Annotated in this window: 23 protein-coding genes; 3 read left to right on the plus strand and 20 right to left on the minus strand. The window is 57.0% G+C overall.

Features of this window, described 5'->3' with window-relative positions:
• Nucleotides 1-20: 20 nt before the first annotated feature.
• From WG936_RS01610 to dxr, 4 genes are all read right to left on the minus strand, one after another.
• On the minus strand, nt 21-1838 hold the full coding sequence (locus WG936_RS01610; protein WP_339571938.1) for a penicillin-binding transpeptidase domain-containing protein: 1818 nt from the start codon (nt 1836-1838) through the stop codon (nt 21-23).
• 139 nt (nt 1839-1977) lie between these two features.
• Nucleotides 1978-3138: a flavodoxin-dependent (E)-4-hydroxy-3-methylbut-2-enyl-diphosphate synthase gene (gene ispG, locus WG936_RS01615; protein ID WP_339563329.1), complete on the minus strand. Its 1161-nt coding sequence runs from the start codon at nt 3136-3138 to the stop codon at nt 1978-1980.
• Between the two features lie 78 nt (nt 3139-3216).
• Nucleotides 3217-4401 carry a M50 family metallopeptidase gene (locus WG936_RS01620; protein WP_339571939.1) on the minus strand — a complete coding sequence of 395 codons (1185 nt, stop codon included), beginning with the start codon at nt 4399-4401 and terminating at the stop codon, nt 3217-3219.
• Nucleotides 4402-4418: 17 nt separating this feature from the next.
• Nucleotides 4419-5582, minus strand: coding sequence for a 1-deoxy-D-xylulose-5-phosphate reductoisomerase (gene dxr / locus WG936_RS01625; RefSeq protein WP_339563327.1), 1164 nt, complete (start codon nt 5580-5582; stop codon nt 4419-4421).
• Nucleotides 5583-5736: 154 nt separating this feature from the next.
• On the opposite strand from dxr, the gene WG936_RS01630 reads away from it, so the two are divergent.
• Entirely contained in the window at nt 5737-6153 is a 417-nt protein-coding gene (locus WG936_RS01630; protein ID WP_339563326.1) for a DUF2631 domain-containing protein, read from the plus strand.
• Nucleotides 6154-6214: 61 nt separating this feature from the next.
• Here the strand turns inward: WG936_RS01630 and WG936_RS01635 are convergent, their stop codons facing one another.
• From WG936_RS01635 to rlmN, 3 genes are read right to left on the minus strand one after another with little or no spacing between them, the layout of a single operon-like run.
• Nucleotides 6215-7783: a hypothetical protein gene (locus tag WG936_RS01635; protein ID WP_339571940.1), complete on the minus strand. Its 1569-nt coding sequence runs from the start codon at nt 7781-7783 to the stop codon at nt 6215-6217.
• The gene (locus WG936_RS01640; protein WP_339563324.1) at nt 7776-8540 is read right to left on the minus strand and encodes an ABC transporter ATP-binding protein; all 765 of its coding nucleotides are present in this window, start codon (nt 8538-8540) and stop codon (nt 7776-7778) included. Before WG936_RS01640 ends, WG936_RS01635 begins: the two co-directional genes overlap by 8 nt.
• A 19-nt stretch (nt 8541-8559) precedes the next feature.
• Nucleotides 8560-9654: a 23S rRNA (adenine(2503)-C(2))-methyltransferase RlmN gene (gene rlmN / locus WG936_RS01645; RefSeq protein ID WP_339563653.1), complete on the minus strand. Its 1095-nt coding sequence runs from the start codon at nt 9652-9654 to the stop codon at nt 8560-8562.
• A 76-nt stretch (nt 9655-9730) separates the two neighbouring features.
• On the opposite strand from rlmN, the gene WG936_RS01650 reads away from it, so the two are divergent.
• Nucleotides 9731-10111, plus strand: a complete 381-nt coding sequence (locus WG936_RS01650; protein WP_339563323.1) for a LapA family protein — start codon at nt 9731-9733, stop codon at nt 10109-10111.
• Between the two features lie 4 nt (nt 10112-10115).
• Here WG936_RS01650 and WG936_RS01655 read toward each other — a convergent pair whose 3' ends face one another.
• The 5 genes from WG936_RS01655 to rpsB all read right to left on the minus strand — a co-directional run bounded on the left by WG936_RS01655 (nt 10116) and on the right by rpsB (nt 15266).
• Nucleotides 10116-10961: a phosphatidate cytidylyltransferase gene (locus WG936_RS01655; RefSeq protein WP_339563322.1), complete on the minus strand. Its 846-nt coding sequence runs from the start codon at nt 10959-10961 to the stop codon at nt 10116-10118.
• Nucleotides 10962-11024: 63 nt separating this feature from the next.
• Nucleotides 11025-11582, minus strand: coding sequence for a ribosome recycling factor (gene frr / locus WG936_RS01660; protein ID WP_339571941.1), 558 nt, complete (start codon nt 11580-11582; stop codon nt 11025-11027).
• A 47-nt stretch (nt 11583-11629) separates the two neighbouring features.
• Nucleotides 11630-12361, minus strand: coding sequence for a UMP kinase (pyrH, locus tag WG936_RS01665; RefSeq protein WP_339563320.1), 732 nt, complete (start codon nt 12359-12361; stop codon nt 11630-11632).
• Nucleotides 12362-12470: 109 nt separating this feature from the next.
• A complete protein-coding gene (gene tsf, locus WG936_RS01670; RefSeq protein WP_339563319.1) occupies nt 12471-13289 on the minus strand; it encodes a translation elongation factor Ts in 819 nt (272 codons plus the stop codon).
• 1146 nt (nt 13290-14435) lie between these two features.
• Nucleotides 14436-15266, minus strand: coding sequence for a 30S ribosomal protein S2 (gene rpsB, locus WG936_RS01675; protein ID WP_339571942.1), 831 nt, complete (start codon nt 15264-15266; stop codon nt 14436-14438).
• A gap of 315 nt (nt 15267-15581) precedes the next feature.
• On the opposite strand from rpsB, the gene WG936_RS01680 reads away from it, so the two are divergent.
• Nucleotides 15582-16064: a M23 family metallopeptidase gene (locus tag WG936_RS01680; RefSeq protein ID WP_339571943.1), complete on the plus strand. Its 483-nt coding sequence runs from the start codon at nt 15582-15584 to the stop codon at nt 16062-16064.
• Here WG936_RS01680 and WG936_RS01685 read toward each other — a convergent pair.
• The 8 genes from WG936_RS01685 to rplS all read right to left on the minus strand — a co-directional run bounded on the left by WG936_RS01685 (nt 16027) and on the right by rplS (nt 22736).
• Nucleotides 16027-16905, minus strand: coding sequence for a tyrosine recombinase XerC (locus WG936_RS01685; protein ID WP_339571944.1), 879 nt, complete (start codon nt 16903-16905; stop codon nt 16027-16029). The two genes, WG936_RS01680 and WG936_RS01685, sit on opposite strands and share 38 nt — an antisense overlap.
• 251 nt (nt 16906-17156) lie before the next feature.
• Complete coding sequence (dprA, locus tag WG936_RS01690; RefSeq protein ID WP_339571945.1) at nt 17157-18314, minus strand: DNA-processing protein DprA; 1158 nt, start codon at nt 18312-18314, stop codon at nt 17157-17159.
• Entirely contained in the window at nt 18311-19789 is a 1479-nt protein-coding gene (locus WG936_RS01695) for a YifB family Mg chelatase-like AAA ATPase (RefSeq protein ID WP_339563314.1), read from the minus strand. Before WG936_RS01695 ends, dprA begins: the two co-directional genes overlap by 4 nt.
• A complete protein-coding gene (locus tag WG936_RS01700) occupies nt 19776-20120 on the minus strand; it encodes a YraN family protein (protein ID WP_339571946.1) in 345 nt (114 codons plus the stop codon). The genes WG936_RS01695 and WG936_RS01700 overlap by 14 nt, the downstream gene beginning before the upstream one ends.
• Nucleotides 20121-20501: 381 nt before the next feature.
• A complete protein-coding gene (locus WG936_RS01705; RefSeq protein WP_339563312.1) occupies nt 20502-20807 on the minus strand; it encodes a DUF2469 domain-containing protein in 306 nt (101 codons plus the stop codon).
• Entirely contained in the window at nt 20804-21430 is a 627-nt protein-coding gene (locus tag WG936_RS01710) for a ribonuclease HII (protein ID WP_339563311.1), read from the minus strand. Before WG936_RS01710 ends, WG936_RS01705 begins: the two co-directional genes overlap by 4 nt.
• A gap of 16 nt (nt 21431-21446) precedes the next feature.
• The gene (gene lepB, locus WG936_RS01715; RefSeq protein ID WP_339563310.1) at nt 21447-22169 is read right to left on the minus strand and encodes a signal peptidase I; all 723 of its coding nucleotides are present in this window, start codon (nt 22167-22169) and stop codon (nt 21447-21449) included.
• Between the two features lie 225 nt (nt 22170-22394).
• Entirely contained in the window at nt 22395-22736 is a 342-nt protein-coding gene (rplS, locus tag WG936_RS01720; protein ID WP_339563672.1) for a 50S ribosomal protein L19, read from the minus strand.
• Nucleotides 22737-22763: the final 27 nt, after the last annotated feature.

The raw sequence follows: 22763 nt of genomic DNA on the forward strand, positions 1-22763 counted from the left end.
ACATGCTAGCGCGATCCCAGTTATGGCTTGTCACCGCCGTCGACGGTTTTGAAGAAGTGGTCGGTCAACGCCACCGCGGACTCAGATCCGCCGCCGTTAACGATGAGGGTGGCAAAGGCAACATCATCTTCGCGATAGCCGGCGAACCACGCATGCGATCCTCCGCTGAACTCCGCTTCACCGGTCTTGGCATAAATATTGCCACCCGTTTGGCCCATGCCGCGAGCGGTACCAGAGGTAACCACGGAACGCATCATAGACCTTAGGTTGTCCAGCACTCCGGGGTCCGGTGGTGAAACTTGCTCGTCCACGGTCGTCTCATGTCCAGAGATCAGCTGTGGCAGTGGCGTCTTTCCTGCAGCTGCGGTCGCGGCGACGAGCGCCATGCCGAAGGGGCTCGCCAGGTCTTTGCCCTGGCCGTAGCCTTCGTCAACGCGCTCCATGAACTCATCACCACGCGGCACGCTACCTGTCATGGTGTCCAAACCCGAGATGTGGTAATCCAAGCCGAGCCCGAAGCTCTTGGCCATATTCTCAAGTTCTCCCGGCGCAAGACGGGAAGACATGTCAGCAAAGGTGGTGTTGCAAGACTGCGCGAATGCGTCCTCAAGCGAAGTATTGCCGCGAGAGAAACTGTTGTAGTTGGTCACGATGCGCGGCCCGACTTCCATGCTGCCCGGACAGGGCACCGTCGTACCCGGGGTGGCCCCTTGGTGCGCCATGCCTGCCGACGCCGTGATGATCTTAAACGTCGAGCCGGGCGGATACTGGCCCATCAGTGCAGGGTCACCGTCCTCATCAGCGGCACGGGTTTGCGCCACCGCGAGGATCTCGCCTGTCGACGGCCGGATGGCCACCATCATCGCCTTCATCCCTTGGCGGAGGTCAACCGATTCCTGCGCTGCTTGTTGCATGCGATGATCCAGGCTGATCTTCACGGCGGGGGCGAGCTGTGGCTCGTGGCGTTCAAGCGACTCAATGGCGGCGCCGTTTTGGTTCACCACTGCGATCTGCCAGCCGTTGGCGCCTTGTAAATCATCGGACACGATTTTCTCCACGCGGGACATGATTTCCGGCGCAAAGGTGGGGTCGGTGCGCACCATCGCGGCCTCTTCGTTCACAATCACCCCGGGGATACCACGGAGGTCGTCTGCGACAGCTTTGCCCTCCGGCCCGCCAATGACGGCAACGGAATACCTACCCTTGTGATCTGCAAGGTTCTTGGACAGTTCTTGCTGGTCAATCTTCGGCACCGCCTTGTTTTGTGCGTGTGCATTATTGATTGCAGTGGCCACACGAGCGGCAGCGCCGGTAAGGTTCCCGGCTTCATCAGTGTTGATCAGGATGCGCTGGACGCTCCCAGGCTTGAGAACGTCGGCTCCGTCTGCACTGACCACGCGGGATTTCTCCGCTTCGAGGGCTCGCAGCTCGAGGTGCTGGTTGTTGCCTAGCTTCGGATGGATCACCGTGGGGAGGAATCGAACTTTCCATTCCTCTTTGACCTTGGTGAGGGTCATCGGGGCATCATAAGTGAAGTTTCTTTCGCGCGGGAGCCGCCAGTCCATGTGGATATTCGCGTTCGCGATGGTGTCTTGATTCGTTACCGACGTCACAGCAGCATCGAGGCCTTCCGCCTGCATGCCGTCGATAGTGGCTTTGAGCAGCTGTCGTGTTTGTTCGGGGTTATCTGTCAGCGCCGCCGCCGACTCAACGTCGCCACGCTCGACGGCAGCCACGAAGTCTTCCGCAACGGGGTCGGCAACATTCGGTTTTGGGGTGCACGAAGACATCGACGCAGCCACCAAAGCCCCAACCACCAGTACGGAAAGCTTCTTCATAAAAACGAATCTAACAGGCTCTTTTAGGTTGTTTGGGTACCTCTACGGCGTGTATCGGAAGATCCCCCGCTTTCGTAGCATGACACAGAAAAACTCGGCCGACGGATTTCATCCACTTCGGCCGAGTACACAGAGTCTGTTACTTGGTGATGCTCACCGTAGGAGCGCCAGTCACCGTGGTGTCTTCCATGGTTTCTGCAATCTTCATTGCCTCTTCAATCAGGGTTTCCACGATCTGGGACTCAGGGACGGTCTTAATAACCTCGCCCTTAACAAAGATCTGGCCCTTGCCGTTGCCGGAAGCAACACCCAAGTCAGCATCGCGAGCCTCACCTGGACCGTTAACTACGCACCCCATCACAGCAACACGCAGTGGAACTTCCATCCCCTCGAGGCCAGCGGAGACTTCTTCAGCCAGCTTGTACACGTCCACCTGGGCACGACCACAGGACGGGCAAGAGACGATTTCTAATTTGCGAGGACGTAGGTTCAGCGACTGCAGGATCTGGTCGCCTACCTTGATTTCTTCCTTCGGATCCGCAGACAGCGAGACGCGGATGGTATCGCCGATACCTTCTGCGAGCAGCGCACCAAAGGCCACTGAGGACTTGATGGTGCCCTGGAAAGCAGGACCTGCTTCGGTAACGCCCAAGTGCAACGGGTAATCAGACTTCGCCGCAAGTTGCCGGTAAGCCTCGACCATGATCACCGGATCATTGTGCTTAACCGAAATCGCGATGTCTCCGTAGCCATGCTCTTCGAAAAGCCCGGCTTCCCATAGTGCGGATTCGACAAGCGCCTCTGGGGTAGCCTTCCCGTACTTGTCCATGATGCGCTTATCCAGCGAACCAGCGTTGACGCCAATGCGAATGGGGATGCCCGCATCGCCGGCGGCCTTGGCTACTTCCTGCACTCGGCCATCAAACTCCTTGATGTTGCCCGGGTTAACACGCACTGCGGCGCATCCGGCATCAATCGCGGCGAAGATGTACTTCGGCTGGAAGTGGATATCTGCGATCACTGGGATCGGAGACTTCTTAGCAATGATCGGCAACGCCTCAGCATCCACCGTCTTCGGGCATGCAACACGCACGATGTCACAACCCGAGGCCGTCAGCTGAGCGATCTGCTGCAGGGTGGCATTGATATCGTGCGTTTTCGTGGTGGTCATGGACTGCACCGAGATCGGGTGATCGGATCCGACACCCACCTTGCCGACCATCAACTGGCGCGTCTTGCGGCGCGGTGCGAGGGTTGGCAGCGGTGCATCTGGAATTCCGAGGCCGATTGGGGTTGACACGTGAGGTGCTCCTTTGAAAAACACAAGAATTAAGTGGTCACTACTCTACCACCGGGCCATCAGACATCCGCGACGCAACTAGCCAAATAAGCGAACCGGATTGACGATATCCGCCACGATCACCACTACGCCTAATACCAACAAGGTGCCCGTCATGACGACTGTCAAAGGCATGAGCTTGGTGTAGTCCGCAGGGCCCGCTGGAGCCAGGCCCCGCAGTCCGCGCACCCAGTCCCGGAGCTTCTCCCACAACACGACGGCAATATGTCCGCCGTCGAGAGGCGGCAGTGGAATCAGATTGAACAGAGCCAAGAAGAAGTTCAGGCTGGCCAGCATCAACAGGAATGTCGCCCACTGGGCACGCTCTGCCATTTCGCCGCCGACGCGGGAGGCACCGACCACGCTCATCGGGCTGGTGTCCGCGCGCTCAGCGCCGAAAATCGATGCGAGCACTCCGGGGATTTGTGCTGGCATGGCAGCTAATCCATGCACGGTTGCGGAGATCATTTCACCGGTGAATGCAAAAGTCGCTGGAACCGCAGCTAGTGGGTCGTATTTTTTGATGGCGTCTTTGATAGGAGCCGCGGTCACTCCCATGACACCGACAGTGATTTTCTGGCCGTCCTGGGTTTCCCGCTCCACAGCCGGCACCACGACCGTGATGTGCTGGCGTCCTCCGGCGCGCTCAATATCAACCGCAACGCTTTGCCCCGGCTTGTCCATCACGATCTTGCGTACGTCCATGAAGGTCGGTACTGACTGGCCGTCGACAGCCAAGATCTTATCCCCCACCTTGATGCCGGCAGCCGCAGCGGGACCTGCATCCGTGCACTCCGGTGTGACGCAGGTAGTCTCCCCCACAACCGGGCTGAAATCAGCCTTCGGGTTGGGCAGCCCAGAGCCGACCGCCACGGCGTACAGCACCACTAGCCCGATGAGCATGTTCATTGCCACACCACCAAGCAGCGTCGCGATGCGCGCCCACCAGGGCTTATCAACCATTGCGTAAGGCTTTTCTTCCGGGGTGACCTCATCAATGGCAGTCATTCCCGCAATGTCGCAGAAACCGCCTAGCGGAACTGCTTTCAGGCCATAACTAGTGTGGCCTTTAGTGAATTGGAAGACAGTAGGGCCGAACCCGATGAAGTAACGACGCACTCGCATCCCACAAGCCCGCGCAACCCCCAGGTGGCCGAGCTCGTGCAGGGCAATGGTCACGGCAATACCAAGAGCAAACAGGAATACTCCCGCAAAATAGCTCACTTAAGTGTTCTCCCTAATTATGTGTCCAAGCTGTCCACGACCTCGTTTGCCCTTCGCCGGGCTTCGGTTTCCGTCGCGATGACATCGTCGACGTTTGACGGTACACCAGCGAACTGATCGGCAGCTGAAAGTACCGCAGCAACAGTGTCCACGATGTGTGGGAACTTAATTCGCCCAGCAAGGAAGGCCGCCGCTGCCTCTTCATTCGCCGCGTTGTATACGGCTGGGAATGTGCCGCCCGCGCCGACGGCCTCCCTAGCCAGTTGGACCGCCGGAAAAGCCGCATCGTCGACGGGCTCGAAGGTCCAATTCATTGCATCCGTGAAATCAAGCGCGGGTTGCGCCCCTGCTACCCGGTTTGGCCAATCCAATGCCATGGAAATTGGGAGTTTCATGGAGGGGGGCGAGGCTTGCGCGATGGTGGCACCATCATGGAAGGTCACCATCGAATGGATAATGGACTGCGGATGCACCGTGACGTCAATGAGCGCTGGATCCACCCCGAACAACAGGCTGGCCTCAATCAGTTCCAGACCTTTATTAATCAGTGTCGCCGAATTCAACGTGTTCATCTGCCCCATCGACCAGGTCGGATGCTGCGCAGCCTGTTCCGGAGTAATCTCCCACATTTCTTCGCGATTCCATCCGCGAAACGGGCCTCCGGAGGCGGTAAGTACAAAACGCGCCACCTCGTCCCGGCGCCCACTCATCAAGCACTGCGCCATCGCCGAGTGCTCGGAGTCCACTGGTACTAACTGCCCAGGCTGCGCACGCTCCAGCACAATGTGTCCACCGGCGACCAAAGACTCTTTGTTTGCCAACGCCAGGGTGGCACCCCGATCCAGGGCCGCCAAGGTCGAACGCAGTCCCATCGAACCGACGAGTGCGTTCAGGACGGTATCGCAATCGATGGCGTCGACAAGCTCATGGGCATGCTCCAGCACCCGGCCGCCGAGTGCCTCAGACACCTGTGCTGCAGCTTCGGGACGCGCAACACAGACCTGCGATGCGCTCAGCCCCAACTCTCGCGCCTGCTTAACGACGCCCTCGGGATGCGCACCTCCCGCAGCGATGCCGACGATCTCGAATTTATCCGGATTCTCCGCCACCACCTCCAGGGCCTGCGTGCCGATTGATCCGGTGCTCCCCAAAACCACGATGCGCTTTTTCACGCCCTCCATTGTTGCACCCGGATGAACAGCTCAAACATGAAGTTGACCACTTTTGGGTGTAGCGTCGCTGCGATAGGACAGGGTCGTTGTCGAGTTTATGGGCTGCGGGCCCTACAATATGCGAAGATATTAAAAACGTTTTCTCACTGAAGGAGCTATGAGCGTGGCTGGTTCTCACAAGATTGAGCCTGAGGTTCACAATGGCGTGTCTACCCTAGACGAGCCATCGGCAGCGTGGGGCTGGCACAACATCGGACGTCGCCCAATCCAAATCGCTGGTTGGATCTCCGTGGCATTCCTGCTCGGCATGAACTTTGGTAACCACCGTGGCCACGTGGAGACTATCTGGTTGATCGCAATTGCTGCACTGATCGCCATTGGACTGCTCCTCCAGCTTTTCCAGCCAAAGCTCTCTCAGGTGCGCACCGTTACCGCACACAACAAGCCACAGGATCACGTAGAGCCACACTGGACCTACGATCAGCACGCCATGACCGGCACTTACGCTGGCCTTTCTGAATCTCAGATGCGTGCGCTCAACGTGGATCCTGTGAGCGTTAAGGGCGAGCTTCGGGCCTAATTCTTCAGCTAAATCCCCACTCCCCGTTTCCGGTGAAGTGGGGATTTTTTTCTGCCCAGTATCAGTTCACCCAGGCCTTAACCTTCTGGAAAATCTCTGGATAGCTGTTTGCTAGCTTGCGCGAAGTCAGGTGGATAGTGACTAGGTAGAACACCACCGCGAGCGCCAGCATCAGAACTAGACCGACGACTTTCAGCAGCATATTCTCCATGACAAAGCCCGCGATCAACAAGCCGGCACCAGGGACTAGCGGTATCCATCCGAGCAACAATGCACCAAAGCTGGATGCGAAAGCAGCGCTGGAGTATCCGGACTTATCCTGCCAAGGATTAGTGCCTGGTTTCGCAGTGGCGAAAGGATTATGCACACTGAAAATCAGGCCAAAGGCTGCGCCATTCAATGCAGCAGCTACAGCAGCACCAGAGACCCACCAGGCGATGCTGTCCCCCTTGGCGATGACTAACATGATGGCGCAATAGACTGCCACCGCTACCCAGACGATTCCAGCCATCGCAAGATGCCTGCTGACAAGCAGCGTCTTCGCCGGCAGCCCAGTAACGATATGCACCCAGTTAGCGGGGCCGTCATAACCAAAATCATTTGAACTCACCGCAGCGCCGAAATAGGCCATGAGAAAAGCCCCGACATAGAGCTGGGACGGACCGATCGTCACCCCCTGGATCAGGAAGACTGCGGCGAAAAGCGGGAAGATCGCCAAAGAAGCGGTCAGCTTCGCGTCTCTGCGCACATAGCGGAAGGCGCGGGAGTAGATCATGCCACCCTGCGTGCGCGGCGCCCAAGGCATCAACAAGGTCTCGGAAGGCTTGAAGTCCGCCGCTCCCTGTTCCGCAACGATCGGTGCTGCTAATCGACGGGCGATGGTGCGCTGCCACGCCCACCAAATCCCTACCAGGCTGAGCACTGCAATCAATAGCTGCATCCCGGCGGCGCCATATTTGCCCGCTGCCATCGAAGAAACCACGGCTGGCGCTGCCGCGATGGGGGTCCACTGCGCTATTTCACCGAAGGGACCAAGCGGGAACACACCATCCTCCGGCAACATCTGCATAACAAGGCTATAGCCGATGATAAAGACAAAGCCGAGCACTGCTGAGATCATCCCTGAGCGTTCCTGGCTCCGGCGTCCGCCACCTGCCGAAAGCAACCCCGTCACCAGCTGCCCTGCAAAGAGCGTGATCGCAAGCTGCAGCACGAGCATTGGCACCACTACCCAGCCAAAACCCAACATCGCTGCCCCAAACACCATCGAAATGATGGTGAATGACAAAGCAAGTACCCCGCGACTTTGCATCAGGGTGGCTATGGCACAGGCTTGGATCAGATCCTTTGCCGGCAGTGGCAGCACGGAAAAGCTCTCTGGGATGAGATTATCCTCCGCGCTCGGCATGGCGAAGCCCGCCAGCAGATATGACAGACAGCCGATTCCTAAGAGAGCGGGAAACGCGGTCACCACGCCCTCGTGTAGGTTAGCGGCCGTCGCCAGATAGATCCCGATGGCCCCGCCCACGGCGTAGACCGTGACCAGGATGATCATGAAAGCCTGGCGTGGGTTGTGTTTGAGGTTGCGTCGCCACAGGGTTGATTGGAGTTTCAATAGGGTCTTAGTCATCGCTCTTCAACCACCCCAAGGCCTCCGCAGCGAGGTCACCTCCGCCGACGAGCTGGACAAAGACTTGTGTGAGGGTGGAATCTCCCCGCACTTCCGCAACGTGTCCTTGCCGCAGTACTTGACCATCCTTGATGATGGCGACGTGATCGCACAGTCCTTCCACGAGCTCCATCACGTGGGAAGACAACAACACCGTTCCGCCAGCGGCAACATAGCGTCGCAGAATCTGCTGGATCACTTGTGCAGAAGCCGGGTCCACCGCCTCCAATGGCTCATCAAGGATGAGCAGCGGCGGGTTGTGCAGCAGTGCCGACGCCAGCAGGATTTTCTTAGTCATGCCCGCGGAATAGTCCACGATTTGTTTGTCTGCCGCCGGGGTGAGCCCGAGCGCGGCCAACAACTCGGTGGCGCGTTGCTGGGTAACTTCTGGCGGCATACGCCGGAGACTGCCCAAGTACTCCAAGAATTCGCGTCCTGTGAGCCGATCGAACACGGGCATTCCGTCCGCAAGCAACCCAAACCGTTGCTTGGCTTCCATACCCTGTTCCCAGATGTCGAAGCCACAGATACTGGCGGTACCAGCATCTGGACGTAGCAATCCGGTGGCCATGGAAATCATTGTGGTCTTTCCGGAGCCGTTAGGCCCAACTAGGCCGTAAATGCTGCCCCGGGGAACTTTGAGGCTCAGGTCATTTACCGCGACCTGGGTGCCAAAGCTCTTTCTTAAATTGCGAACTTCAAATGTAGCCTCAGTCATAGGCTACAGCCTAATGAAATTATCGTTCTTCAGCTGCCAACTGGCCACAGGCCGCAGCGATCTCCTGGCCGCGGGTGTTGCGCACGGTACACGGCACACCTTGTTCACTGACCCGCCGAACGAATTCGTCCTGGCGGTCCCTCGGCGAGGCATCCCATTTAGAACCAGGGGTTGGGTTCAACGGAATCAGGTTGACATGGACGAGGGGGCCGAGCGCCTTGTGGAGCTTCTTCCCCAGCATGTCTGCGCGCCAGCCCTGGTCGTTGATGTCTCGGATCAGCGCATACTCGATGGAGACGCGGCGTCCCGACTTGTCCGCATAATAGCGGGCAGCGTCCAACACCTCAGTGACAGTCCAACGATTATTCACCGGCACGAGGGTATCGCGCAGCTCATCATCAGGGGTGTGAAGAGAAACAGCGAGGGTGACGGAGAGCTCTTCATCAGCAAGTTTGCGAATCGCTGGCGCGAGTCCGACTGTGGATACGGTGACATTGCGCTGGGAAATACCAAAGCCCTGTGGGGCAGGCGAGGTAATCTGACGTACCGCAGAAACCACGCGCTTATAGTTGGCCAGCGGCTCCCCCATCCCCATGAACACGATGTTGGAAAGTCGACTCCCTTCGGCCTGCATCGTCGCCGCAGCGGCGCGCACCTGGTCGACGATCTCCGCGCAAGATAGGTTTCGATCCAAGCCCCCTTGGCCGGTAGCACAAAATGGACACGCCATACCGCAACCTGCTTGGGAGGAGATGCACAAGGTAGCGCGGTCCTTGTAGCGCATCAGCACAGATTCTAGAAGTGTGCCGTCATGCAACTTCCACAGGGTTTTGGTGGTCTCACCATTGTCAGTGGAGATCTCTCGAACCGATGTCATCAGTGTTGGGAAGAGTGCTTCCTTCACCTTGGCGCGAGCTGCTTCCGGGAGATCTGTCATCGTCATTGGATCGGCTTCTAGCCGCCCATAGTAGTGACGTGCAATTTGATCAACACGGAACTTCGGAAGTCCAAGTTCCTGCACCGCCGCAATGCGCTCCTCAGCAGTGAGGTCAGCGAAGTGTTTCGGCGGCATGCCACGCTTTGGGGCGTTAAATACGAGAGGGATTTCAGCCATAGTAGCCCCCATCTTTCCACGTATCCCGCTGAGCGCCAATTGGCGATTTTCCGCCACACCGCGTTCAATATAAGGCATGACTACTCCGAACAACGATGACTTAACTCAGTATGACGCTCAACCGGACGACGCTTCGCAGCCACAGAGTGCGCCCGCAACGGACGTCGAAAAGCGCGTAGAACCAAAGCAGACTAAACCAACCAAGGTCAACAGCTCGCTCGCAGGAGGCACGTGGGTCGCGTTAATCTTCGGTGCGCTGCTACTTATCCTGCTGCTGGTTTTCATCATGCAGAATCAGCAGAAAGTTGATCTGAACCTGTTTATGTGGACCTTCCAGTTCCCGGCTGGTATCGGGTTCCTGCTCTCCGCGATTTCCGGTGCCCTGATCATGGCGCTGGTCGGCGGTGTGCGCATGCTTGAGCTGCGTCGCCAGGTTAAGAAGGCTTATAAGTCCTAAAGTCCTAGGTCAGGCTGAGAATCAGCCATGTGACCATTGCGGATGGCAACATGCCGTCCAATCGATCCATTAGTCCGCCGTGCCCTGGAAGCATGGCGGACATGTCTTTAATCCCTAGCTCTCGTTTAAACTGACTTTCCACCAAGTCTCCAAGCGTCGCGCATACCACGAGGCCAATGCCAAGCAGCAACCCGAGCCACGCTTGCGCGCCCAGCAGAAAATGCACCGATAGTACCCCCGCGATGCTGCCTAGAATGATGGATCCGGCGAAGCCTTCCCAGGACTTCTTGGGGCTCACTGCCGGAGCCATTGGGTGCGTGCCAAACATCACGCCTGCAATGTAGCCGCCAACGTCCGAGGCGATGACGCACAGCATAAAAGTGATGATGACCATGCCATAAGGCACGCCGGGCCGCTCGATGAGGGAGAGCATCGCGGCGAAGGAGCCGAAGAACGGGATCCACGTCAGCACGAAGATTCCCAGCGACATATCGCGCAAGTAGTTTTGGGGGGCGGTGTTATGACCGTGATGAAACAGTCGACCGAACATCAGCGCCAACACACTAGTAACAAAACCGGCCACTAATCCGGTGGTACCGAAGGGCCAGGAAAGCCACACCATTGCTTGTCCCCCGATGAGGAGCACAGCGCGCTGCAGGACATAGCCGTGTTCTTTAAGTCGCGCATGAACTTCCCAGGTAGCCACGAACACAGCCGCAGCCACGAGCGGGTACCACGCGAACGTGCTGACAAATATCGACAGCAAAACGAGGGTTGCCAAACCCACGCCTACCCCGATGGCCTGTTTTAAGTCTCGACCAGCCGAGTTTTTGGGTCGAATATGCTCCACGTTCGCTCCTACATAAGAAAAGCGCTGCATGATTAACAGCGCAATGGTTCATGGCAGGTAGGACTAAACCTCCATGAGCTCCTTTTCCTTGGCGGCTACCAGATCGTCCATTTGTGCGACGTACTTCTGGGTTACCTTATCCAGTTCCTTTTCGGCTGCGACAACTTCGTCCTCGCCTGCGTCGCCGTCCTTTTGCAGCTTCTTGAGCTGCTCCATGCCCTTACGGCGAATGTTGCGGATGGCGATCTTACCGTCTTCACCCTTGCTCTTAGCCAGCTTCACCATGTCTTTACGACGCTCCTCAGTGAGCTGCGGGATAGTGACGCGCAGTACCTGACCATCATTGGTTGGGTTGACGCCGAGATCCGAGTTACGAATCGCATTCTCAATCTCGTTCATCACAGACATCTCATATGGCTTAATCAGCAGCATGCGTGGCTCTGGTACTGCGATAGTGGCCATCTGAGTGATCGGGGTCAAGGTGCCGTAGTACTCCGCCATGATGCCATTAAACATTGCAGGATTTGCACGACCGGTGCGGATGGTGGTCAGATCCTCACGGGTGTGCTCGACCGAAACGTTCATGCGTTCTTCGGATTCAAAAAGGATTTCGTCAATCATGCTGTTCCTCAAGTCTCGTCGTTAGTTAGCGCTAGTGTTTTAAGATATCAGGAACGAACCAAGGTTCCGATACTCTCGCCGCGTACCGCCCGGGCGATGTTGCCGTCAGTGAGCAGGTTGAACACCAGAATCGGCATCTTGTTATCCATGCACAAGCTGAAAGCGGTGGAATCAGCCACCTTCAAGCCCTTTTCAATGACTTCCTGTGGCGTGATTTCGGTGTACATGGTGGCCTCAGGGTTGGTGCGAGGATCATCGGAGTAGACGCCATCCACGCCTTTCGCCATGAGCAGCACCTCACAGTCGATTTCGAGGGCGCGCTGCGCAGCGGTGGTATCCGTAGAAAAGTATGGCATGCCCATGCCCGCACCGAAGATGACTACTCGGCCCTTTTCAAGGTGACGCTTTGCCCGCAGTGGTAAATAAGGTTCGGAAACTTGGGCCATGTTGATGGCAGTCTGCACGCGCGTCTCTACGCCCTGCTTTTCCAGGAAGTCCTGCAGAGCGAGACAGTTCATGACGGTACCGAGCATGCCCATGTAGTCCGAGCGCGCGCGATCCATGCCACGCTGCTGTAGCTGCGCGCCACGGAAGAAGTTTCCGCCGCCGATGACTACACACACTTCGGTGCCTGCTTGCGCGATCTCAGCGATCTGCCGCGCGACGTTTTGCACCACGTCTGGATCAATACCAACGTTTCCGCCGCCGAACATTTCACCGCCAAGTTTCAGCATCACTCGCTTGTATCCTTGGCGCTTGGTTGCGGAATCCTCCGACATGAATGTTCTACCTTCCTTTTGGGCGTTTAACTAGGAACAGTTTACATGGTTTACACACGAAAAAAGCGCCCCGCACGCTTGGTACGGAACGCTTTGATTGAGCACTGGATTAGTGCTGGCCAACCTCGAAGCGGGCGAAGGAAGTCAAAGTAACTCCGGCTTCGTCCATGAGCTGCTTCACGGTCTTCTTGTTGTCAGAAACAGAAGCCTGCTCGAGCAGGGTGACATCCTTGTAGAAGCCGTTCATGCGGCCTTCCACGATCTTTGCGACGGCTGCCTCTGGCTTGCCTTCTTCGCGGGTGATCTTCTCCTGAGTTGCGCGCTCCTTCTCAACAACGTCAGCCGGGACGTCTTCACGAGAAAGGTACTGTGCCTTCATCGCAGCAACCTGCATGGCAGCAGCCTTAGCAGCGGCCTCATCATCACCGGTGTAAGCAACCATGACACCAACTGCTGGTGGCAGGTCAGATGCACGGTGGTGCAGGTAGACGGCGATCTTCTCACCCTCGAGGGTAACGGCGCGGCGCAGCTCGAGCTTCTCGCCGATCTTTGCGGACAGCTGCTGGATAGCCTCTGCAGCGGTCATGCCGTCAACCTCAGCGGCTGCAAGTTCTTCAGCGGAGTTTGCCTTTACTGCAGCAGCAGCGTCAGCGATCTTGGCGCAGAAGTCCTTGAACTCAGCGTTCTTAGCAACGAAGTCGGTCTCAGAGTTGATCTCGACCATGGTGTTGCCGGAAACAGCGACCAGGCCCTCAGCAGCAGTGCGCTCTGCACGCTTGCCGACGTCCTTAGCGCCCTTGATACGGAGCAGCTCGACAGCCTTCTCGAAGTCACCAGCGGTTTCTTCGAGAGCCTTCTTGCTGTCCATCATGCCAGCGCCGGTCATTTCGCGCAGCTTCTTGACATCTGCAGCAGTGTAGTTCGCCATGTTGGGGCGATCCTCCTTGATTTTAGAAGAAATTTTCCTTGTTGAAGTCTAGCTTAGAGTTCGAAAAAGTGCGCGCAGCGGGTGGTCAAAAACGAGCCAGAACTACTGAACAAAAGCACGTCTTGTATAACCAACTATCTTCGAAGCAGCCTTGTGAAGCTACTTCCTCAAAATAATACGTCACCCTGCGTCCACGATCGTCGGAGTTGTTATCACATTGAAATGAATTTCACTTGGCTTCCGCGCATAGTCTGACGACTGTCAACCCAAGACAGTACTGGTGTTTCCATTGTGGTTGCTACGCCGGTGGCAACCGCTCTCGCTGCAGAGGCTTCCCTAGTAGGCATTTGTGGCGCTTGGGGCAATGGAATTCGGCTGTTCCCCACTGGAATGTGCTGGTCTCAGTAACCAAGTGAGAGGATGAAAGGGATTGAAAAAGAAGCTCTTAGTTCTTTGGGGGCTAGTTTCTGTCGGATTCTGCGTCTACGCAGTCTTTCATCCAGAAACCATCCTAAGCCGCATAGCAAGTATCATCGCTGCCATGTTTATCATTGGGACTACAGCTTACTTGGTAACGCACAGCAGTGAGTTCAAATAGGAAAATTCATACCACGTCTCGAAAGAGATCTACCCCCACCCCATAGAATACAGGGTCAATGATAACACCCATGGTTTTCGTCACCCTCTAGGTACATTTTGACAAGTAAAGCATGGGGCGGGGTAATCTCCAGGTGCACCAACTAGCCGTCCAGCAAATGATCGCCGGCTAGTTTTTCTCGCTATGCGGCAATTGCCTGTGGCTGGATTCTCAGAAAGTTCTGGGTTTTTAAATCGCAGAAACAACGTTTTTACTTCCGTCGCGCTTGACAGAGGGTCAAGTCCGGTGGAGTGGTGTACGAACCCTTTCGGTCTAACAGGGATTACGGTCTGAGTTCGGGCCCGGCACAGTCCTTTGCACAAATCTCATTTGGGCCTGGCGAACGTCTTTGTCGGATTATGGAAGTCGGAATTAGGGCGCAGATCTGTCAACCTGATTGTTTTATTCACTTTTCGCCCCGAAATCCGACTTCCCTAATCCGATTTACAGCGCAGAACGCGAAAAATCCCCTTGCGCCCGTAAGCACAAGGGGATTTGAAAGTACTGTTTTACTCAGCAGCCTTTTCTTCAGCTACTTCTTCGGTTGCCTCAACCTTAGCGGCGACCTCTACCTTTGCAGCAGGCTCTTCCTTTGCTGCAGGCTCTTCCTTCTCGCCTGCGGCATCCTTGGCTGCGGCGAGCTGACGCTCTTCGCGAGCCTTCTTGCCCTCTTCCACAGCGGTGGAGATGACGCGGGAAAGCAGTGCGGTGGCGCGGATAGCGTCGTCGTTGCCTGGGATTGGGAAGTCAACTACGTCTGGGTCACAGTTGGTGTCCAGGATAGCTACCACAGGGATGGACAGCTTGTGAGCTTCGCTGATGGCGATGTGCTCTTTGTTGGTGTCGATAACCCACATTGCGGAAGGAAGCTTGCTCATTTCCGCGATGCCACCGAGTACACGCTCCAGCTTGGTGCGCTCACGGGTGAGCATGAGGATTTCCTTCTTGGTGCGACCCTCGTAGCCGTTCTCGGCTGCGTCCATGGCCTGCAGTTCCTTCATGCGGTGCAGACGCTTGGAGACGGTCTGGAAGTTGGTCAGCATACCGCCGAGCCAACGGTGGTTCACGTATGGCATACCGACGCGATCAGCCTCGGTAGAAACAGCTTCCTGAGCCTGCTTCTTGGTGCCAACGAAAAGGATGGTGCCACCGTGTGCAACGGTTTCCTTGACAAACTCGAAGGCCTGATCGATGTAGGTCAGCGTCTGCTGGAGATCGATGATGTAGATACCGTTACGATCGGTGAAGATGAAACGGCGCATTTTTGGGTTCCAACGACGGGTCTGGTGTCCGAAGTGGACGCCAGCGTCGAGAAGCTCGCGCATGGTTACAACTGCCATGGGTGCTTCCTTTCAAGTAGAAGTTTCGGTTTTAAAAGTTGTGCAGGTTTTTCTCCTGCTCCTAGCGACCAAGCCGCAGCACAACACCCGGTGAAAATCCACAGGGACCTCGTTGCGCAAGACTGTGTTTGGACGCGCGTAGTCAATGTGCGGACACACTGCTAGGGATCACTTTAGCGGTTGGCACCGGCTTTTCCAAATGAACACGACCGATTCTCCACAGGTCAGGCGACTTTAGCCCCAAACGCACCATCTTCCACAGCTTTGGCGCCACAACGCTTGTCGACGCCCACTCAACGCATCACCCTAGTAGCCATGAGACTCTCCTGGTTCCTGGTAGGACTGCTGCTAGTTTTCGCGTTGCCAGATCCTGCCCATGCTTATGTTTCCCCCACCACCGGCGCTGCATTTGTCCAAGGGATCCAGCGCCCTTTTGACAAACCGGAACGCAATTGGTTGCCAGGGCATCGAGGAGTAGACCTCGCCGCTCCGCCTGGCAGCCCAATCCGAGCCGCGGAAACAGGGGAAGTCGTGTTTGCGGGAAGCATCGCCGGCAAACCCACCATATCCATTCAGCATGGGGACGGCATCCGAACTACATATCAGCCTGTACACCCACATGTTGCGGCAGGAATGTCGGTGGGCAGCGGCCAAGTCATCGGCACACTAGCAGGCTCAGAGGGGCTGCATTGGGGCGCGCTGCAGGCGAAGGATGACTACATCAATCCGCTCTCGCTACTTGATGCCCCAACGATCCGGCTCAAGCCCGTGGATGCGCCTGATCAAAAGCCGCTTTGAGCCGATCGGCGCTGACGTGGGTGTAAATCTGGGTGGTTTGCAAAGAGGAATGTCCCAACATTTCCTGAACTACACGCAGGTCGGCTCCTCCGTCCAACAAGTGAGTCGCGGAGGAATGTCGCAGTCCGTGCGGGGTGAGTCCAGAAATCCCGGATACTGCAGCAGCCTGTTCTACTACTCTTCGCACCTGACGTGGGTCAATCCGTTTTCCCCGCACCCCGACAAAGAGAGCAGCTTCCCCGGCAGCCGCTAACTCTTTCCTGCCCGATCCCAACCATTGCCCCAGGGCATCAGCAGCCGCAGCACCAAAGGGCACGACGCGCTGCTTGTTCCCCTTACCTGTTACCCGTGCGGTTTTTGAGCTCAGGCTCAAGTCATCCACATCGAGGCCCACAAGTTCTCCAACGCGGATGCCTGCGGCATACATGAGTTCCAAAATGGCAGAATCGCGCAGGAATTCAGCCTCTGAGTGCGAGGCCGCATTCCCCATCAGCTCCCCTGCTTCCTTGGCAGCCAAGACCCGCGGAAGATGACGACCCGGCTTCGGACTCACGAGGCGAGCTGCAACGTCAGTTTCAATCTCTCCATGTTTGACCAGCCAGGAAGAAAACCCCTTCACTGCAGCTGTCCGACGGGCAAGAGTAGATCTGGCTTTCCCTTCGGCCACGGCTTGTCCAAGCCAGGCACGCAAAGCAACGAGCTGAAATTCTGCGGTTGAGGGCACAACCTCTGCCAGGAGTGTCAGATCGCTACGGTAACCCTTGACTGTGGCCGGGGATTTTCCTGCGACCAAGTGGAGCGCTTCGCAATAGTCGTCGATAAGCGGTATTAATGCAGCCATGACACTCCAAAAGCAAGTGGCGGCACGACTTTTTGTCGTACCGCCACTACCTTGAACTCACCCATAATGCATAACCTTAGCGCGCGTCGCGTGCAGGTGGTTGGAGGTGCCACACTGCCCACAACTAGTAGGAATGGTCGGAGTTGCAGAACCAGCCCGAACTACAACTCCTTCACTTAGGCTTGCCTAACCTATGTTAGGTTGCCGTTTCTAATTACGCAAGGTTTTTGTTGTGTTATTTTTCTGCGAGATTATTCCGCGCGCCTCCACTGGCTCCCCTCCCGCTCTACTACCCCACGTTTAGCCAGGTCAACGAGCAAATGGACGGTAAGTTGAATACTCAATCCCGCATTCACAGCTATGTCCTCTGCCTTGAGCGCAGTTTCAGACATCGCGTCAAACACACGCATTTCATTCCTTGACAGGGTTTGAATCTTGTCAGCTGCAAACTGAATTTCATACTGTGCTTCAACGTCTAGCTTCCCCACCGCCGATAGCAGCTGCCGGATTTCATCCGCACTGACCACCAACTGCGCGCGACCATTGCGGATTCGATCATGACACCCTAGCGAGCCAGCGGTGGTGATCGGTCCTGGAACGGCCATTGTTACCCGACCAAAACCTTCCGCCCAGGTCAACGTATTCAACGCTCCCGAACGCCACGCGGCCTCTACCACTACAGTCCCCGCAGTCATCGCTGCGACCAAACGATTTCGCGTAAGGAAGCGGTGTCGCGCCGGCGGAGTACCAGGCGGATACTCACTAATAATCGCACCGTCGCCTGCTACACGATCGAACATCGCAGAGTTCGCCTGCGGATAGTTTCGATCCAACCCGCAAGCCGCAACCACTACGGTTTTTCCTCCTGCGGAAAGAGCAGCGTTGTGCGCCAACGCATCGATGCCCAAAGCGCCGCCCGAAACAATCGTCCACTGATGAGACGACAACCCCGAAACCAACTGGCGAGTAGCCTCCGCTCCATAACGCGAGTGCGCGCGGGTGCCCACCACAGCTACAGACTGCGCAAGCAATTCACTCACATTGCTTCCCCGCACCCACAGGGCATGCGGCGGAACCGCGTCCTCCTGCACCGAGCGCGCACAGTCACTCCTACCGGAGGCAGCGAAACCGAAAGACTGCGCAAATTCTGTGGACGGCCATTCCTGACATTCCGGAGTGAGCAGACGCCCACCTAGTTGCTGGATATGCGCCAAGTCCTGGGCTGATTGATCCAAAGCGTATCGTGCCTGTGTTTGTCCCAACAGGTCCCCAATCCATGACTCTCGACGCTTTATCGCCTGTGCAATGGCCTCCACATCCCGGCCTTGAGCAAGAAGTCTCTGGAGTGTCCGGTTAGGACCTTCCAAACACCGTGACAGATAGGCCCATGCCTGCGCCCGCGTCGTCATGCTGCCTCCAATCCACCGGAATGCAATTCAATAGCACGTGTCACTTCATCTAGTCCGGGACAAGGCGTACCCGCGAGATCGGCCAACGTCCACGCCACTTTGAGGGATCTGTCTACTCCGCGCTGGCTGATGCTGCCGTCGGCAAGCAGCGCAGACAGATACGCCATGGCGACGTCATCGGCCACAAAATCCCGTCGCAGCCGGCGCGGATCAATGCGCGCATTCAACACACCCCACCGATGCTGCGCCCGCTCCCGTGCCGCCTGCACCCGTTCCGCGATGCAGGCCGTTGGTTCTGCCTCCCCGCCCAACACTGACCCCTGCGAATAGGTACGAACGCATAAATCAATGCGATCACGCAGCGGGCCGGAAACGTTGCTCAAATAGCGACGACGCGTACTAGCGCTACAAGTACAGGCGGGTGCCTCTTCTGCCCCACACCGACAGGGATTAGCTGCAAGGACTAGTTGCAATTGCGCTGGAAACACCACCTCGCGATGCTGGCGCAACAATCGGACTTGGCCGGCTTCTAGTGGGACGCGCAAGCTATCAAGCACCTGCGCGGGAATCTCGCTGACTTCGTCCAGAAACAACACCCCATGATGTGCCAAGCTGACAGCGCCCGGCACAGGGTGTCCGGAACCACCACCGAGCAACGCTGACTGCGACACACTGTGATGTGGTGCCACGAAGGGAGCTGCTGTAACCGGCCCGTTGAAACTCAAACCGGACACCGAATGCACGGCTGTGGCCTCAATAACCTGTTCTGGACCCAACGGCGGCAGGAGCCCCGGCAGACGAGCAGCGATCATCGATTTTCCCGATCCTGGAGGGCCCACCAAGAACAAATGATGCCCGCCTGCCGCTGCGATTTCAGCACCGAGCCTGGCGTCGGGCTGCCCCACCACATCCACCATGTCCGGCTGTTCAGGAGCTGTTTCGTTTAACAGCTGCGGCCGCTGCAGGGCCGGCATCCCCATCATCCATTCGGCTAGCTCTTGCAGATGCGAAACCAAGAGGATATTTAGTCCCGCTAGCAACGCTGCCTCAGCCTCATTACCTGCCGGTACCATGGCAAGAGACATCCCGCTTTCTCGAGCGGCGATCAACGCTGGAAGAACTCCGGGCACAGGCTTTACCGAGCCATCTAGCCCCACCTCACCCAGGATCATGATCTCTGAAAGGTCGATCTGAGTGGTTGCGGAGAGCACCGCCGCGCATATGGCCAGATCGAAATGGCTCCCCGACTTTCTAATATCTGCGGGAGACAAATTGACCACGAGTTTGGTTTTGGGCCATGGAAGTCCAACGTTAAGCATCGCAGTCTTAAGGCGATCCTTGGATTCCGCCAGCGCCGCCCCCGCAAGACCGACGATGAACATCCCGGGGAGCCCAGGGCCGATATTGGCCTCAACTCCAACGGGCACCGCGCTGACTCCTACAATCGTCGCGGAGTTGGTTTTAGCAAGCGCCACAGTCAATCCCCTCAAAGTGTTGCACGGTGCCTTCATCGAGGAGGAACACTAGGACGTCGAAGCGCACTTCCCGGTAGGGCTGCCCCTCCAACCATCGTGCGGCGGCGCGCTTGAGCCGCGAGAATTTTCGAGGTGTCACTGCTTCTGCTGCCCCGAAGTCAGCTGTAGACCGAGTCTTGACTTCAACAAACACCACCTGCCCGTTCAATTGAAGGATAAGGTCAATTTCACCGCAGGTGTAGCGCACGTTGCGCCCGAGAATAATTCCACCTCGGTCAAGAAAGTAGTCAGCTGCCTGTGCTTCCCCAAAACTGCCGAGCTTTGTTGTCACTGTGTCCCCCAAGTACGTGATCGTGCAATATCACCTGGGACGATTCCATAGGAAGTAACAAGGGACGGCTGCGAGCAGTGCCTAACTGTGGATGACCCCCGCTATCCACAGCTGCGCAGTGTCAGGGCATACTCCCGCTTGACGCTGACTAATTCATCGTCCCCATCATCGGCTCATAGACTTCGGTGGCTTCGCACTAACCGAAGCCCAGGTGTTCGGCTGTACACACCGATTCCACAATCTTGCTCAGGGCGCAGCGTGCTTTCCGCCACGGCATGAGATCATCACCGGAGAGCTCCCCAGTAATGTAGCGACATGCAAGATCGACGGCGTACGGATCAAGGGACTTGAAAACTGGGATCGTATCCCCTGCCCCTAGTTCTAGTCTGGGATGATCATTTCTGGCTTGTCGAGTTCCTCGATGTTGACATCCTTAAAGGTGATCACGCGGACGAAACGCACGAAACGGGCTGCGCGGTACATATCCCACACCCAGCAGTCAGACATGCGCACTTCGTAGTACACATCGCCACCAGTAGTGTGCGGGATAAGCTCCACTGCATTCGCCAGGTAGAACCGGCGCTCCGTCTCGACGACATAAGAGAACTGGCTCACCACATCGCGGTACTCGCGGTACAGCGACAGCTCAACTTCGGCCTCGTAGTTTTCCAGCTCTTCAGCGCTCACCGTGTCTCCTTTTCACCTAGCCAATGTGCATGTGCTGCAGCAACGTTGGCATAACTATAGCGGTGAATGGGGCTTGCACCTTGGCGGCGCACCGCGTCCATGTGCACCTTCGTCCCGTAGCCCTTGTGAGCCTCAAATCCATAGCCCGGAAACTGCTGCGCGTACTCCGCCATCAGGACATCGCGGGAGTGCTTAGCTAGGATGCTGGCCGCGGAAATGCACGGCGCGTAAGCGTCTCCCCCGATAATCGGTAGTGAAGGCTGAGTGAGGCCGGGTACGCCAAAGCCGTCGATAAGCGCATAGGCGGGCCGCAGCTCCAACCTGGCTACTGCGCGCCGCATGCCGGAGATGTTTGCGTGCTGGATGCCCCATTCGTCCACAAATGTGGCGGGAAGATGCACGATGCTCCAGCTAAGCGCCAAGTTCTGGATAAGCGGAAACAACCGGGCGCGACGCACCGGGCTGAGCTTTTTGGAATCGTCTAGCCCAGCCAGTTCCTCCGGCAATGTCGTCGGCAAGATGCAGGCCGCGATAGTGATTGGTCCGGCACACGAACCGCGACCAGCTTCATCAACCCCAGCAACGGGGCCAAAACCGGCCGCTATGAGCGTTTGCTCGATCATGAGCTAGTGCGGATCGCTATTGAATATCCAAATCCTCGACCGCGCCGATGCGGTCAAACGGCAACACGATCGCCTGTACTTTGCCCACAATATTGTCGCGCGGAACGGTACCCTGCAGCTCGTCAGCGAGGTGGAAGCGGGAGTCGGCCGAATTAGTGCGATTGTCTCCCATGACAAAGTAATTGCCTTCCGGGACTTTCACAGGGCCAAAGTAATCGCCACTGCATGCCTCGGAGCCACGCTGCGGATTCGCCGGGTAGGTCGGCGGCTGGAGCTGGTAGGAAGAATCGACAAGCTGACCGTTGACCTTAATGCCCTCGTCACCTGCGAGGCACTGAACTTCCTGACCGCCGGTGGCGATAATACGCTTGACCATATCGTTTTCATCGGGCGAGGTCAGCCCCACGTAGGAACCTAGGTTCTGCAGGCCGCGCAACAAACCGCCTGTGTCCTGCTGACGGAAAGAACTATTCCACGAATCAGGGGCTTTGAAAACCACCACATCGCCTGGCTCCGGCTCGCTCATGCGATAGGCGATTTTGTCCACATAAATGCGGTCACCGGTACACCCGGGGCAACCGTGCAGCGTAGGTTCCATCGACTGGCTGGGGATCACATAGAGGCGTCCGATGAATGTCTGCACGAGCGCAATGAGGATAAAAGTCATGACGACAACGAGCGGGATCTCGATGTACCACGGGGTTTCTTTCTTTTGCTTGCGTGCAGCTGGTTCAGTCATAGTCGGAAACTTTACCAGCAGAGTGCGGAGTTTCTTTGCAGCACGGCATGCGTTGGCGCCGGGACTAGCGAACCATTGTTGCCGAACTCCCCTGGATGTCATGCGTTTTCAATAACAGGGACCTGGGAAGCTCGGCAAAAGGGGTTCGCGCAAGCTCAGTGCGCAACAAAAGAACCCCAAGCCACCACCTGGGTGGACTTGGGGCCCTGAGGAAAACGCTGGTAACTAGCGCTTTTCCTTGATTTTCGCTGCCTTGCCGCGCAGGTCGCGCAGGTAGTACAGCTTCGCACGGCGAACGTCACCGCGAGAAACAACCTCGATCTTCTCAAGGTTTGGAGAGTGAACCGGGAAGGTACGCTCTACACCGATGCCGAAAGAGATCTTGCGAACGGTGAAGGTTTCGCGGATGCCGCCACCCTGGCGACGAATGACGACGCCTTTGAAGAGCTGGGTACGGGTCTTGTTACCTTCGATGACCTTTACGTGGACATCGAGGGTGTCGCCGGCGCGGAATGCTGGAACATCCTCGCGCAGGGATGCTGCGTCAAGCTTGTCAATGAGGTTCATTGATTTCCTTTTACTTTGATGAACAGA

The sequence above is a fragment of the Corynebacterium sp. H127 genome, assembly GCF_037482665.1.
Classification (GTDB): Bacteria; Actinomycetota; Actinomycetes; order Mycobacteriales; family Mycobacteriaceae; genus Corynebacterium.

Bases quoted from the DNA above. Each gene is read 5' to 3' on its own strand.
- WG936_RS01610 (WP_339571938.1), bottom strand. From the start codon at position 1,838: ATGAAGAAGCTTTCCGTACTGGTGGTTGGGGCTTTGGTGGCTGCGTCG.
- dxr (WP_339563327.1), bottom strand. From the start codon at position 5,582: ATGGAGGGCGTGAAAAAGCGCATCGTGGTTTTGGGGAGCACCGGATCA.
- WG936_RS01635 (WP_339571940.1), bottom strand. From the start codon at position 7,783: ATGACTAAGACCCTATTGAAACTCCAATCAACCCTGTGGCGACGCAAC.
- WG936_RS01640 (WP_339563324.1), bottom strand. From the start codon at position 8,540: ATGACTGAGGCTACATTTGAAGTTCGCAATTTAAGAAAGAGCTTTGGC.
- rlmN (WP_339563653.1), bottom strand. From the start codon at position 9,654: ATGGCTGAAATCCCTCTCGTATTTAACGCCCCAAAGCGTGGCATGCCG.
- WG936_RS01650 (WP_339563323.1), top strand. From the start codon at position 9,731: ATGACTACTCCGAACAACGATGACTTAACTCAGTATGACGCTCAACCG.
- frr (WP_339571941.1), bottom strand. From the start codon at position 11,582: ATGATTGACGAAATCCTTTTTGAATCCGAAGAACGCATGAACGTTTCG.
- pyrH (WP_339563320.1), bottom strand. From the start codon at position 12,361: ATGTCGGAGGATTCCGCAACCAAGCGCCAAGGATACAAGCGAGTGATG.
- tsf (WP_339563319.1), bottom strand. From the start codon at position 13,289: ATGGCGAACTACACTGCTGCAGATGTCAAGAAGCTGCGCGAAATGACC.
- rpsB (WP_339571942.1), bottom strand. From the start codon at position 15,266: ATGGCAGTTGTAACCATGCGCGAGCTTCTCGACGCTGGCGTCCACTTC.
- WG936_RS01680 (WP_339571943.1), top strand. From the start codon at position 15,582: ATGAGACTCTCCTGGTTCCTGGTAGGACTGCTGCTAGTTTTCGCGTTG.
- WG936_RS01685 (WP_339571944.1), bottom strand. From the start codon at position 16,905: ATGGCTGCATTAATACCGCTTATCGACGACTATTGCGAAGCGCTCCAC.
- dprA (WP_339571945.1), bottom strand. From the start codon at position 18,314: ATGACGACGCGGGCGCAGGCATGGGCCTATCTGTCACGGTGTTTGGAA.
- WG936_RS01710 (WP_339563311.1), bottom strand. From the start codon at position 21,430: ATGATCGAGCAAACGCTCATAGCGGCCGGTTTTGGCCCCGTTGCTGGG.
- lepB (WP_339563310.1), bottom strand. From the start codon at position 22,169: ATGACTGAACCAGCTGCACGCAAGCAAAAGAAAGAAACCCCGTGGTAC.
- rplS (WP_339563672.1), bottom strand. From the start codon at position 22,736: ATGAACCTCATTGACAAGCTTGACGCAGCATCCCTGCGCGAGGATGTT.